Annotated in this window: 7 protein-coding genes; all 7 read right to left on the bottom strand. The window is 60.1% G+C overall.

Features of this window, described 5'->3' with window-relative positions; genetic code table 11:
• Positions 1 to 137: 137 nt before the first annotated feature.
• The 7 genes from hemE to pilQ all read right to left on the bottom strand — a co-directional run bounded on the left by hemE (position 138) and on the right by pilQ (position 13,247).
• Positions 138 to 1,205, bottom strand: a complete 1,068-nt coding sequence (gene hemE, locus ACW9IR_RS17035; protein ID WP_038360078.1) for a uroporphyrinogen decarboxylase — start codon at positions 1,203 to 1,205, stop codon at positions 138 to 140.
• 240 nt (positions 1,206 to 1,445) lie between these two features.
• Positions 1,446 to 2,864, bottom strand: coding sequence for an FAD-dependent oxidoreductase (locus tag ACW9IR_RS17030; protein ID WP_457464313.1), 1,419 nt, complete (start codon positions 2,862 to 2,864; stop codon positions 1,446 to 1,448).
• Positions 2,865 to 2,990: 126 nt separating this feature from the next.
• Complete coding sequence (gltB, locus tag ACW9IR_RS17025; RefSeq protein ID WP_457464311.1) at positions 2,991 to 7,436, bottom strand: glutamate synthase large subunit; 4,446 nt, start codon at positions 7,434 to 7,436, stop codon at positions 2,991 to 2,993.
• Positions 7,437 to 7,786: 350 nt separating this feature from the next.
• Positions 7,787 to 9,379 (bottom strand): AAA family ATPase, encoded by a 1,593-nt coding sequence (locus ACW9IR_RS17020; protein WP_102899518.1) that lies wholly within the window; start codon positions 9,377 to 9,379, stop codon positions 7,787 to 7,789.
• A gap of 10 nt (positions 9,380 to 9,389) precedes the next feature.
• Positions 9,390 to 10,490 (bottom strand): 3-dehydroquinate synthase, encoded by a 1,101-nt coding sequence (gene aroB / locus ACW9IR_RS17015; protein ID WP_110719507.1) that lies wholly within the window; start codon positions 10,488 to 10,490, stop codon positions 9,390 to 9,392.
• A gap of 152 nt (positions 10,491 to 10,642) precedes the next feature.
• Positions 10,643 to 11,161, bottom strand: coding sequence for a shikimate kinase AroK (aroK, locus tag ACW9IR_RS17010; RefSeq protein WP_011332081.1), 519 nt, complete (start codon positions 11,159 to 11,161; stop codon positions 10,643 to 10,645).
• A gap of 4 nt (positions 11,162 to 11,165) precedes the next feature.
• On the bottom strand, positions 11,166 to 13,247 hold the full coding sequence (gene pilQ, locus ACW9IR_RS17005; RefSeq protein ID WP_457464309.1) for a type IV pilus secretin PilQ: 2,082 nt from the start codon (positions 13,245 to 13,247) through the stop codon (positions 11,166 to 11,168).
• Positions 13,248 to 13,252: the final 5 nt, after the last annotated feature.

Raw genomic sequence — 13,252 nt, 5'->3', positions numbered from 1 at the left:
GTGTCAGCCAGTACATTCAGCGACTGACTCACCGCTATCGCGAGCAGGCTCACTCCTACAAATGATCTGTGTCCGACGTAGGATCGTGGAAACAAAAACGCCCGGCATTTAGCCGGGCGTTTTTTATGGTGTGGCGATCACTCGTGATACTGCGCCGACAATTCATGCACCGCGCGCAGGAATGCACCGGCGTGCTCCGGATCAACCTCAGGCGTGATGCCATGGCCGAGGTTGAACACGTGACCGCTGCCCTTACCGTAGCTGGCCAGAATGCGCCCGACTTCAGTGCGGATCGCTTCCGGTTTGGCGTAGAGCACGGTCGGGTCCATGTTGCCTTGCAGGGCAACCTTGTCGCCAACGCGGGCGCGGGCGTTACCGATGTCGCAGGTCCAGTCCAGGCCCAGTGCGTCAGCACCTGCGTCGGCGATGCTTTCCAGCCACAGGCCGCCATTTTTGGTGAAGAGGATCACCGGCACCTTGCGCCCGTCGTGCTCGCGGATCAGGCCGCTGACGATTTTCTTCATGTAGGCCAGCGAGAACTCCTGATACGCCGCCGCCGACAGGTTGCCGCCCCAGGTATCGAAGATCTGCACCGCTTGCGCGCCGGCCATGATCTGGCCGTTGAGGTACGAGGTCACCGACTGCGCCAGTTTATCCAGCAGCAGGTGCATGGCCTGCGGGTTGTCGTAGAGCATCGCTTTGGTCTTGCGGAAGTCTTTCGACGAGCCGCCTTCGACCATGTAGGTCGCCAGGGTCCACGGGCTGCCGGAGAAGCCGATCAACGGCACACGACCATTCAGCTCGCGACGAATGGTGCTGACCGCGTCCATCACGTAGCCAAGGTCTTTGTGCGGATCCGGGATCGGCAGGGCTTCGATATCGGCCAGGGTGCTGACGACTTTCTTGAAGCGCGGGCCTTCACCGGTCTCGAAGTACAGGCCTTGGCCCATGGCATCGGGGATGGTGAGGATGTCGGAAAACAGGATCGCCGCGTCCAGTTGTGGATAGCGGTCGAGCGGTTGCATCGTGACTTCGCAGGCGAATTCCGGATTCATGCACAGGCTCATGAAATCACCTGCGTGGGCGCGGCTGGCGCGGTATTCCGGCAGGTAGCGGCCGGCCTGACGCATCATCCACACCGGGGTGACGTCTACGGGTTGCTTGAGCAGGGCGCGGAGGAAACGGTCGTTCTTCAGGGCAGTCATGTCGGCATCCGGAAAAAAAGTGCGGGCATTTTCTCAGAGCGCGACGCAAAAGGCACGGATGCAGGTCAGCCTTTTGTCTATCGGGTCAATTTATTGCATTGGAATGCTGATTTTGCAGCACCACAAAACAACTGTAGGAGTGAGCCTGCTCGCGATAGCGGTGCTTCAGTCAATGCATCAGGTGACTGATCTACCGTCATCGCGAGCAGGCTCACTCCTACAGGGAATTGCGTCGCTTGTTTAGACGCCCAAGTAATCGAGGATCCCTTCAGCCGCATTACGGCCTTCGAAGATTGCCGTCACCACCAGGTCGGAACCGCGCACCATGTCGCCACCGGCAAAGATTTTCGGGTTGCTGGTCTGGTGCTTGTACTGACCTTGCTCAGGCGCAACGACGCGGCCCTGGCTGTCGGTCTGGATCTCGAACTGTTCGAACCACGGTGCTGGGCTCGGGCGGAAACCGAAGGCGATAACCACGGCGTCGGCCGGGATGATCTCTTCGGAGCCCGGAATCGGCTCAGGGCTGCGACGGCCACGGGCGTCCGGTTCGCCGAGACGGGTCTCGACCACTTTGACGCCTTCGACCTTGTCCTCACCGACAATGGCGATCGGCTGGCGGTTATAGAGGAATTTCACGCCTTCTTCCTTGGCGTTCTTCACCTCTTTGCGCGAGCCGGGCATGTTCGCTTCGTCACGACGATAAGCGCAGGTCACCGACTTGGCACCCTGACGGATCGACGTGCGGTTGCAGTCCATCGCCGTGTCGCCGCCGCCGAGTACCACAACCTTCTTGGCTTTCATGTCGACGAAATCTTCCGGCGACTTTTCAAAGCCCAGGTTGCGGTTGACGTTGGCGATCAGGAAGTCCAGTGCGTCATAAACGCCCGGCAGATCCTCACCGGCAAAACCGCCCTTCATGTAGGTGTAGGTGCCCATGCCCATGAACACTGCATCGTATTCGGCGAGCAGTTGTTCCATGGTCACGTCTTTGCCGACTTCGGTATTCAGACGGAACTCGATGCCCATGCCGGTGAAGACTTCGCGGCGATTGCTCAGCACGGTCTTTTCCAGCTTGAACTCGGGGATGCCGAAGGTCAGCAAGCCACCGATTTCCGGGTTCTTGTCGAACACCACCGGGGTCACGCCGCCGCGTACCAGCACGTCGGCACAGCCCAGACCCGCCGGGCCCGCACCGATGATCGCGACACGTTTGCCGGTCGGTTTGACCTTGGACATGTCCGGGCGCCAGCCCATGGCGAACGCGGTGTCGGTGATGTACTTCTCGACCGAACCGATGGTCACAGCGCCGAAGCCGTCGTTGAGGGTGCAGGCACCCTCGCACAGACGATCCTGCGGACAGACCCGGCCGCAGACTTCCGGCAGGGTGTTGGTCTGGTGCGACAGCTCGGCGGCCTGAAGGATGTTGCCTTCGGCCACCAATTTGAGCCAGTTGGGAATGAAGTTGTGCACCGGGCACTTCCATTCGCAATACGGGTTGCCGCAACCCAGGCAGCGGTGGGCCTGGTCGGCCGACTGCTGGGGTTTGAACGGTTCGTAGATTTCGACGAACTCTTTCTTGCGTTGACGCAACAGTTTCTTCTTCGGATCTTTGCGCCCGACATCGATGAATTGAAAGTCGTTACTGAGACGTTCGGCCATCTTCAAAACCTCTTACACGACAGCTCCAAGCTACAAGCTTCAAGCTGCAAGAAAATCACATTAGTCCGTTACAGCGCGCACTGGCTCCAGCTTGCCGCTTGAAGCCAGTGGCTTGCAGCTGCGCCGTTATTGCGGACTCGCACGAGTACTGGAGAGCAGAGATTTCAAACTCGCCGCCTTCGGTTTGACCAGCCAGAAACGGCGCAAGTAGTCATCGAGGTTTTCGGCGAGTTCACGACCCCACTCGCTGTCGGTTTCCGCGACGTACTCGTTCAGCACGTTTTGCAGGTGGCTGCGATAGGCTTCCATCGCCTCGCCGCTGATCCGCTGGATTTCCACCAGTTCATGGTTGACCCGGTCAACGAAGGTGTTGTCCTGGTCGAGCACGTAGGCGAAACCACCGGTCATGCCAGAGCCGAAGTTGTAACCGGTCTTGCCCAGAACGCAGACGAAACCACCGGTCATGTACTCACAGCAGTGATCGCCAGTGCCTTCCACGACCGTGTGGGCACCGGAGTTACGCACGGCGAAACGCTCGCCTGCGGTGCCAGCGGCGAACAGCTTGCCGCCCGTGGCGCCGTACAGGCAGGTGTTGCCGATGATGGCGCTGTCCTGAGTTTTGTAAACGCTGCCCTTCGGCGGCACGATGGTCAGCTTGCCGCCGGTCATGCCTTTGCCGACGTAGTCGTTGGCATCGCCTTCGAGGTACATGTTCAGACCGCCGGCGTTCCACACGCCGAAGCTCTGACCCGCCGTCCCTTTGAAGCGGAAGGTGATCGGTGCTTTCGCCATGCCTTGGTTGCCGTGCTTACGGGCGATTTCGCCAGAGATCCGCGCGCCGATCGAACGATCGCAGTTGCAGATGTCCAGGTCGAACTCGGCGCCGCTCATGTCGTTGATCGCCGACGAAGCCATCTCGACCATTTTCTCGGCCAGCAGACCTTGGTCGAACGGCGGGTTGCGCTCAACGCCGCAGAACTGTGGCTTGTCTGCCGGGATGTGATCGCTGCCCAACAGCGGCGTCAGGTCCAGGTGGTTTTGCTTGGCGGTCTGGCCCTCGAGGATTTCCAGCAGATCGGTGCGACCGATCAGCTCTTCGAGGGAGCGCACGCCGAGCTTGGCCAGCCACTCACGGGTTTCTTCGGCGACGTAGGTGAAGAAATTCACCACCATGTCGACGGTACCGATGTAGTGATCCTTGCGCAGCTTCTCGTTCTGCGTCGCAACGCCGGTGGCGCAGTTGTTCAAGTGGCAGATGCGCAGGTATTTGCAGCCCAGCGCGATCATTGGCGCAGTACCGAAGCCGAAGCTTTCAGCGCCGAGAATCGCTGCCTTGATCACGTCGAGGCCGGTTTTCAGGCCGCCGTCGGTCTGCACCCGGACTTTGCCGCGCAGGTCGTTGCCGCGCAGGGTCTGGTGGGTTTCAGCGAGGCCGAGTTCCCACGGTGCACCGGCGTACTTGATCGAGGTGAGCGGCGAAGCACCGGTACCACCGTCGTAGCCGGAGATGGTGATCAAGTCCGCATAGGCCTTGGCCACACCGGCGGCGATGGTGCCGACGCCTGCTTCAGCCACCAGCTTCACCGAAACCAGTGCCTTCGGGTTGACCTGCTTGAGGTCGAAAATCAGCTGCGACAAGTCTTCGATCGAATAGATGTCGTGGTGCGGCGGCGGCGAAATCAGGGTTACGCCCGGCACTGCGTAACGCAGCTTGGCGATCAGACCGTTGACCTTGCCGCCCGGCAGTTGCCCGCCCTCGCCCGGCTTGGCGCCCTGCGCGACTTTGATCTGCAGCACTTCGGCGTTGACCAGGTATTCCGGGGTTACCCCGAAACGGCCAGTCGCAACCTGCTTGATTTTCGAACTCTTGATGGTGCCGTAACGCGCCGGGTCTTCACCACCTTCGCCGGAGTTGGAACGCGCGCCGAGGCGGTTCATGGCTTCGGCCAGGGCTTCGTGAGCTTCCGGCGACAGTGCGCCCAGCGAGATACCGGCGGAGTCGAAGCGCTTGAGCACCGATTCCAGCGGTTCGATTTCACTGATGTCCAGCGGCGTGTCGAGGGTCTTGACCTTGAACAGGTCGCGAATCATCGACACAGGACGGTTGTCCACCAGCGAGGTGTATTCCTTGAACTTGGCGTAGTCGCCCTGCTGCACAGCGGCTTGCAGGGTGTTGACCACGTCCGGGTTGTAGGCGTGATATTCGCCACCGTGGACGAACTTCAGCAGACCGCCCTGCTGGATCGGCTTGCGCGGGCTCCAGGCTTCGGCGGCAAGTGCCTTCTGCTCGGCTTCGATGTCGACGAAACGCGCACCCTTGATGCGGCTCGGCACGCCACGGAAGCTCAGGTCGCAAACTTCTTCGGACAGGCCGATGGCTTCGAACAGCTGCGCACCACGGTACGAAGCGATGGTCGAGATACCCATCTTCGAGAGGATCTTCAGCAGACCTTTGGTGATGCCTTTGCGGTAGTTCTTGAACACCTCGTAGAGATCGCCCAGTACTTCACCGGTACGGATCAGGTCGCCCAGCACTTCGTACGCGAGGAACGGATAGACCGCCGAAGCGCCGAAACCGATCAGCACCGCGAAGTGATGCGGGTCACGGGCGGTCGCGGTTTCAACAAGGATGTTGGAATCGCAACGCAGGCCTTTTTCGGTCAGGCGGTGGTGCACGGCACCGGTGGCCAGCGAGGCGTGGATCGGCAGCTTGCCCGGAGCGATATGGCGGTCGCTCAGAACGATCTGGGTACGCCCGGCGCGTACGGCTTCTTCAGCCTGATCGGCAACGTTGCGGATGGCCGCTTCGAGGCCGACGCTTTCGTCGTAGTTGAGGTCGATGATCTGCCGCTCGAAACCCGGGCGGTCGAGGTTCATCAGCGAACGCCACTTGGCCGGGGAAATGACCGGCGAGCTGAGGATCACGCGCGAAGCGTGTTCCGGCGACTCCTGGAAAATGTTGCGCTCGGCACCGAGGCAGATTTCCAGCGACATCACGATCGCTTCACGCAGCGGGTCGATCGGCGGGTTGGTAACCTGCGCGAACTGCTGGCGGAAATAGTCGTACGGCGTGCGCACGCGCTGCGACAGCACGGCCATCGGCGTGTCGTCGCCCATCGAGCCCACGGCTTCGTAGCCTTGTTCGCCGAGTGGACGCAGGACCTGATCACGCTCTTCGAACGTGACCTGATACATCTTCATGTATTGCTTGAGCTGATCGACGTCGTAGAACGCCGAGCCGTGGTCGTTGTCTTCCATGGTCGCCTGAATGCGCAGAGCGTTCTTGCGCAGCCATTGCTTGTACGGATGACGGGACTTCAGGCGGTTGTCGATCGCATCGGTGTCGAGGATCTGCCCGGTTTCGGTGTCCACCGCGAAGATCTGGCCCGGGCCGACACGGCCCTTGGCAATCACTTCTTCAGGCTTGTAGTCCCACACGCCGATTTCCGAGGCGAGGGTGATGAAACCGTTGGTGGTGGTGACCCAGCGCGCCGGACGCAGACCGTTACGGTCGAGCAGGCACACCGCGTAACGACCGTCGGTCATTACTACGCCAGCCGGGCCGTCCCACGGCTCCATGTGCATCGAGTTGTACTCGTAGAACGCACGCAGATCCGGGTCCATGGTTTCGACGTTCTGCCACGCCGGCGGAATGATCATCCGCACGCCACGGAACAGGTCGATGCCACCGGTGACCATCAACTCGAGCATGTTGTCCATGCTCGAGGAGTCGGAACCGACACGGTTGACCAGCGGGCCGAGCTCTTCCAGATCCATCAGATCGTTGCTGAACTTGGTCCGACGGGCCTGCGCCCAGTTACGGTTACCGGTGATGGTGTTGATCTCGCCGTTGTGGGCGAGGAAGCGGAATGGCTGAGCCAGCGGCCATTTCGGCAGGGTGTTGGTGGAGAAGCGCTGGTGGAACACGCAGATCGCGGTTTGCAGGCGCTCGTCGCTCAGGTCTGGATAAAACGCGGCCAGGTCGGCCGGCATCATCAGGCCTTTATAGATGATGGTTTTGTGCGAAAAGCTGCAGATGTAGTGGTCGGAGTCGACGGCGTTAGACACCGACGAACGACGACGCGCACTGAACAGCTTCACGGCCATGTCCTGATCGCTCAGGCCTTCGCCGCCGATGTACACCTGCTCGATCTGCGGCAGGCGCTCAAGGGCCAGGCGGCCGAGGACGCTGGTGTCGATCGGCACTTTTCGCCAGCCGATCAGTTGCAGGCCTTCAGCGAGGATCTCGCGGTTCATGTTCTCGCGAGCGGCTTCGGCCTTGACCGGATCCTGGTTGAAGAAAACCATGCCCACTGCATATTGCTTGGGCAGTTCGACGCTGAAGGTTTCCTGGGCAATGGCTCGCAGGAACGCATCAGGTTTTTGAATCAGCAGACCGCAACCGTCACCGGTCTTGCCGTCGGCATTAATCCCACCGCGGTGGGTCATGCAGGTCAGGGCCTCGATGGCCGTTTGCAAAAGGGTATGACTGGGCTCGCCCTGCATATGGGCTATCAGGCCGAAACCGCAGTTATCCTTGAATTCATCTGGTTGGTACAGACCTGCTTTCATAGACACTTTCTCACCAGGCTGCCTCTTTTCGAGGCAAATTTCTTTTCAATTCAACCACTTGCATCCTGCGCCGAACGTACGCCGGCTTAGCAGGGGCAAAAGGGTGGTCATTGTACACAGCGACACAGAGGCTCACAAATTTGACGACGAAATGTCGCAAATTCATGTCGCATTTGTGAAAGGTTTAAAGCGATCTGCTGTGCTAGTCAAAACTTTTTTAATTTTGACCGCAACGACTCAAAGACTACTGTAACGCAGACACCACAAGGCACGCGGCCTGTGAAGGCGGCGCGCACTCGTAGAAATTTTGAGGTGCTTGGAGAGGCGGCCTGGGTAAGGCCGCCGAATCTTCAGCGAGTTGTTGCCAGTTCCTGTTGGACGCTGGCGACAGTGCGAGGCCAAGGTTTACCAGCCTGAACCTTCGCTGGCAAGGCCTTGATGGCAGAAACGGCTGCATCACGATTGGCGAAGTTGCCGTAGGTGATCACGTAGAGAGGCTTGCCGTTGAGGACTTTCTTGAAATAACGGTACTCACCACCCTGCTCCTTGACGAAGCTTTGCGCGGCAGCTTCCGAGCTGGTGCCGAGAATCTGCACCACGTAGTTACCGGTCGGCTGACCGGCGTACCAGCTGCCACCGGCCGCTTTGGCGACAGTAACCGGCTTCTCGGCCGGTTTCGCGGCTGCAACAGGTTTGGCTGGCGCCGGAGCCGGTTTGGCTGCTGGCGCTGCTGGAGCAGGCTTGGCAGTGGCAACCTGAGTTGGCGCAGGGGTCGGCTTGGCTGCCGGGACAGGAACCGGTGTTGGCGCAGGACCTGCCGGAACACCCGCGGGTGGCGCCGAAGTGGTCACGGTTGGCGGGGTGTCGCTGGAACCTTCCAGCGGCACACCGTCGTCGCCTTCGGTGATACCGCCCGCTGCTTCAGCCAACGGACCGCGCATCACCGGTTGCGAGTTGCCGACCAACGGCAGCGGCATCGGCTGCGTATTACCGGCGAATTCGACGTTCGGCGCGCCGCCATTGGCTGCGCCCTGGCCCAACGGCAACTGCGCCTGTTCATTGGCCGGTGCGCCGGTGGTTGGCGCCTTGTTGCGACCCGGCATCAGCCAGGCGGCGGCGACCGCGACCACAACGACGGCGGAAATCGCCAATACGTGTTTCTTCGGCATGTTGAACCCCATACTTGGACGCTTGACCGCAGAGCGGCTGGCAATCATGACTTCGATCAGAGCATCGCGAGCGACCTGGTTGATGTTGCCCGGCCAACCCTCGGCACTTTCGTGAATATCAGAGATCTGATCCGCGGTGAAAAGTTCGACACCGCGGCCTGCTCCTTCGAGCCGTTGGTCGAGATATTCGCGGGTCTCTTCTTCCGTGTACGGCTGCAATTCGATGACGTGGAAACGCTCTTCTTCGAGGTGCAAAGCCTCGAGTTGAGCGATCAGCGACGACTCACCGAACAGGAACACATGCGGGCGACCTTCCGGAGCGCCTGCACCCAGCGCCATCAGCGCTTCCAGGGCGGATTCGTCGAGTTGCTCGGCGTCATCCACCAGCAGATAGACTTCCTGGCCGGTCAGCGCGAGTTGCACAACCTGGTCCAGAATCGCGCCAACTTCGGCCTGAGCGACGTTCAGCGCCTGCGCGACCTGACGCAACACGCCAGCAGCATCACCGGCGCCACGCGCGGAAACCACCACGCTCTGCACCGATTGCTTGTTAGTGCTGGCGACCAACGCCTGACGCAGCAGGGTTTTACCACTGCCTTGCGGACCAGTGACCACAAGTAGCAATTGGCTATAGCGCGCCAGATGATGCAATTGACCCAGCACCGGTTTGCGCTGAGCCGGGAAGAACTTGAAGCCCGGCACACGCGGCGCAAAGGGGTCGTGGCTTAACTGGAAATGGCCGAGGAACGCCTCGTCGGCATGCAAACTAGTCATCGGAATCTTATTAACCTTTAAGCTGAGCCAGGGCGCGGTAATCCGCTCCCAGCGTGGCCTGTAGAACCTCTTTCGGATAATCGTCGGTCACTACCGCTTCGCCCATCCGGCGCAGCAGCACCAGGCGCAGACGACCGTCGATCACTTTTTTATCAATTGCCATGTGTTCCAGGAAATCGGCTTCGGTCATTTCCGTCGGCGGGATCACCGGCAGACCGGCGCGCTGGAACAGACGAATGCCGCGATCACGCTCCTGTTCGCTGATCCAGCCCAGGCGCGCGGACATTTCCAGCGCCATTACGGTGCCAGCCGCGACGGCCTCACCGTGCAGCCAGACACCATAGCCCATGTGGGTCTCGATGGCGTGGCCGAAGGTGTGGCCAAGATTGAGCGTGGCGCGCACGCCGGTTTCCTTCTCATCCGCACCGACCACCGCAGCCTTGGCTGCGCAAGAGCGCTCGATCGCGTAAGTCAGGGCTTTCTGATCCAGCCCACGCAGGGCATCGACGTTTTCTTCGAGCCAGGTCAGGAACGGCTCGTCACAGATAAGCCCGTATTTGATGACTTCGGCCAGACCGGCGGACAGCTCGCGCTCTGGCAGGGTTTTCAGGGACGCCGTATCGATCAGCACCACGTTCGGCTGATAGAACGCGCCGACCATGTTCTTGCCCAACGGATGATTGATGCCGGTCTTGCCGCCCACCGACGAATCGACCTGGGACAGCAACGTAGTAGGAATCTGGATAAAGTCGACACCGCGCTGGTAGCAGGCGGCGGCGAAGCCGGCCATGTCGCCGATCACACCGCCGCCGAGGGCGATCACGGTGGTGCGGCGGTCATGACGGGCGGTCAGCAGACCGTCGAAGATCAGTTGCAGGGTTTCCCAGTTCTTGAAGGCTTCGCCGTCCGGCAACACCACGGAGATCACCGAGAACCGCGCCAGGCTGCGGGTCAGACGCTCAAGATAGAGCGGCGCAACGGTCTCGTTAGAGATGATTGCCACCTGCCGCCCGTGAATATGCGGAGCCAGCAGTTCCGGCTGATCCAACAAACCTTCGCCAATATGAATCGGGTAGCTGCGCTCGCCTAGATCGACCTTGAGTGTCTGCATGTGTCCCCACAGTGAAGATGGAAGCAGGCGTCCTGCCCTGAATTATTGGTTATCTGCGGCCTATAGCGGGTATGACGCCGCTCGCACGCCATCCGCCACAACCTCGATGGGCTGTGACAGGACGCCGAGGATAGCGCATTTCGAGCGATGCTTTAACGGGGAGGCAGCTGCGCCAGACGATCGAGAATGTCGAGCACCACCATGCGTGGTGGCCGTTCGTCGGTTTCCACTACCAGATCGGCGATTTCCCGATAGAGCGGATCCCGAATCGCCAGCAGGTCGCGCAGGGTTTTCTCCGGATTGGCGGTGCGCAGCAATGGCCGATTGCGGTCGCGAGACGTACGGCCGACCTGCTGTTCAACGGAGGCGTGCAGATACACCACTCGCCCACCCTCATGCAGGGCCTTGCGATTGGCATCGCGCATGACTGCGCCACCGCCAGTCGCCAACACCACGCCATCGAACGCGCACAGCTCGGCGATCATCGCCTGCTCACGGTCACGAAAGCCGGGTTCGCCTTCCTTGTCGAAGATCCACGGGATATTGGCGCCCGTGCGCAGTTCAATTTCCTTGTCGGAATCTTTGAACGGCAGGCGCAGCTCTTTGGCCAGCAACCGGCCGATGGTGCTTTTGCCAGCGCCCATCGGTCCTACAAGAATCAAATTTCGCACAGAATCAACGACTCACAGCAATCGCCTGGTTATTCATGATACGTGGTGTGAGAAATACCAGCAGCTCGGATTTTTTCTCCGAAACCACATCACGCCGGAAAAGGCGGCCAAGATACGGCACATCGCCAAGAAATGGCACCTTATCTACGACCTTGCTTTGAGTATTTGAGAAAACACCGCCAATCACGATGGTTTCGCCATCGTTGACCAGCACCTTGGCGTTGACCTCGTTTTTCTTGATCGGCGGCACATCCTGCACTTTGTTCAGGTAATCCGGTTCGTCCTTGGTGACCTTGACCTCCATGATGATGCGATTGTCGGGGGTGATCTGCGGCGTGACTTCCAGCGACAGCGATGCCTCCTTGAACGACACCGACGTGGCACCGCTGGAGCTGGCTTCCTGATAAGGAATCTCGGTGCCTTTGAGGATTTTTGCGGTTTCCTTATCGGAGGTGACCACTTTCGGCTGCGAGACGATTTCACCGTTGCCGGTTTTCTCCATCGCTGTCAGCTCAAGATCGAGCAAGACATTGTCAGTGATGAAGGCAATGCCGATCCCCGAGGTATTACCCACGGTCCCCATATCGACAAACGGTGAGTTAGTACTGGTGCTGCCCGGCGTGCCGATGGTGGTCGATGTGCCGTTGCTCACGCCTGAAGTGTTCCAGTTGCCCTTGTTCTGGATCGAGCCGCCCCAGCGCACGCCCAGACTTTTGTCGTAATCGACGTTGGCCTCGACGATGCGCGCCTCGATCATTACCTGACGCACCGGAATATCCAGCTGCGCCACGATCCGCCGCAGCTCATCGAGTCGATCCTGAGTCTGATAGGCAATGATGTTATTGGTCCGCTCATCCACCGTAATCGAACCGCGTTCGTCGATTTTCGCCTCGGCACTGGTCACCGACTGGAACAGCTTGGCGATGTCCGCCGCCTTGGCGTAGTTCACTTGCAGCAGTTCGCGGCGCAACGGTGCCAGTTCGGCAATCTGCTTTTGCGACTCGAGTTCCTGACGCTCGCGGGCAGCAATTTCATCCGCCGGCGCCACCAGCAGTACATTGCCGATCTTGCGTTTATCCAGCCCCTTGGATTTCAACACCAGATCCAGCGCCTGATCCCACGGCACGTTCTGCAAACGCAAGGTGATGCCGCCCTGCACCGTGTCGCTGGCGACCAGATTGAGGTTGGTGAAGTCGGCGATCAGTTGCAGCACCGAGCGCACATCAATGTCCTGGAAGTTCAGCGAGAGCTTTTCGCCAACGTACGCCTGACGGTCGGCATTACGTTTCTGCAGGTCATCGACGGTCATCGGGCGGATGCTGACGGTCAGCTTGTTGTCGGTCTGGAAGGTGGAGTACTCGTAGGTGCCGCTGGGTTCGACAGTAATAACCGTGCGATCACCGCTCACACCGGCATTGACGAACTGCACCGGAGTAGCAAAATCCTTGACGTCGAGGCGCACCCGCAACTTGTCTGGCAACTGCGTGCGGGCAAAGCTGAGGATGATCTTGCCGTCATGTTCCTGGATATCCGGGGCAATGGTCGGGTCGGACAGATCGATGACGACATTGCCTTCGCCTGCCGTACCGCGCTGAAAATCCACGCCGCGAATGGCGCGATTTTTCGGCACGAACGCCTTGGCAGGCAAGGCTGCCGCCATGGCCGGCCGCGGCGCCACGGCTGCTGGTCGCGGCGCAGCCGCTGGCGCACCCTGCCCCACCACCACGAACAGATTATTGCCTTCAACCCGCGTGTTATAAGGCGCCAGTTGCGTGAGACTGACGATCAGCCGCGTGCGGTCCTTGGCCTCGACCACCGTGGCGGTGCGTGCATTGCCGCTGCCCAGATCAAGGTTCTTGCTGGCCAATTGACTGGCGACACCAGGCAGATCCAGCGCAATCCGCGCCGGTGATTCGGTGGTGTAGCCCTTGGGTTGCGGCGGCGGCGCGTCGAACGACAACTTCAGTTCGACGCGATCACCTGGCAACGCCGCCACATCGAGCGTCTTCAGATTGGCCGCGAATACCATCGGCGACATCAGCGCTATCCATAGCGAAAAACCGAGGGTGGAGAAAATCCTGTTCATTATTC

This window comes from Pseudomonas sp. SDT291_1_S447, from assembly GCF_054070155.1.
This window is presented reverse-complemented; position numbering and strand designations above follow the sequence as displayed.

What these genes read in the sequence shown, in the direction of transcription:
- hemE (WP_038360078.1), bottom strand. Translation starts at nt 1,205, where the DNA reads ATGACTGCCCTGAAGAACGACCGTTTCCTCCGCGCCCTGCTCAAGCAA.
- ACW9IR_RS17030 (WP_457464313.1), bottom strand. Translation starts at nt 2,864, where the DNA reads ATGGCCGAACGTCTCAGTAACGACTTTCAATTCATCGATGTCGGGCGC.
- gltB (WP_457464311.1), bottom strand. Translation starts at nt 7,436, where the DNA reads ATGAAAGCAGGTCTGTACCAACCAGATGAATTCAAGGATAACTGCGGT.
- ACW9IR_RS17020 (WP_102899518.1), bottom strand. Translation starts at nt 9,379, where the DNA reads ATGACTAGTTTGCATGCCGACGAGGCGTTCCTCGGCCATTTCCAGTTA.
- aroB (WP_110719507.1), bottom strand. Translation starts at nt 10,490, where the DNA reads ATGCAGACACTCAAGGTCGATCTAGGCGAGCGCAGCTACCCGATTCAT.
- pilQ (WP_457464309.1), bottom strand. Translation starts at nt 13,247, where the DNA reads ATGAACAGGATTTTCTCCACCCTCGGTTTTTCGCTATGGATAGCGCTG.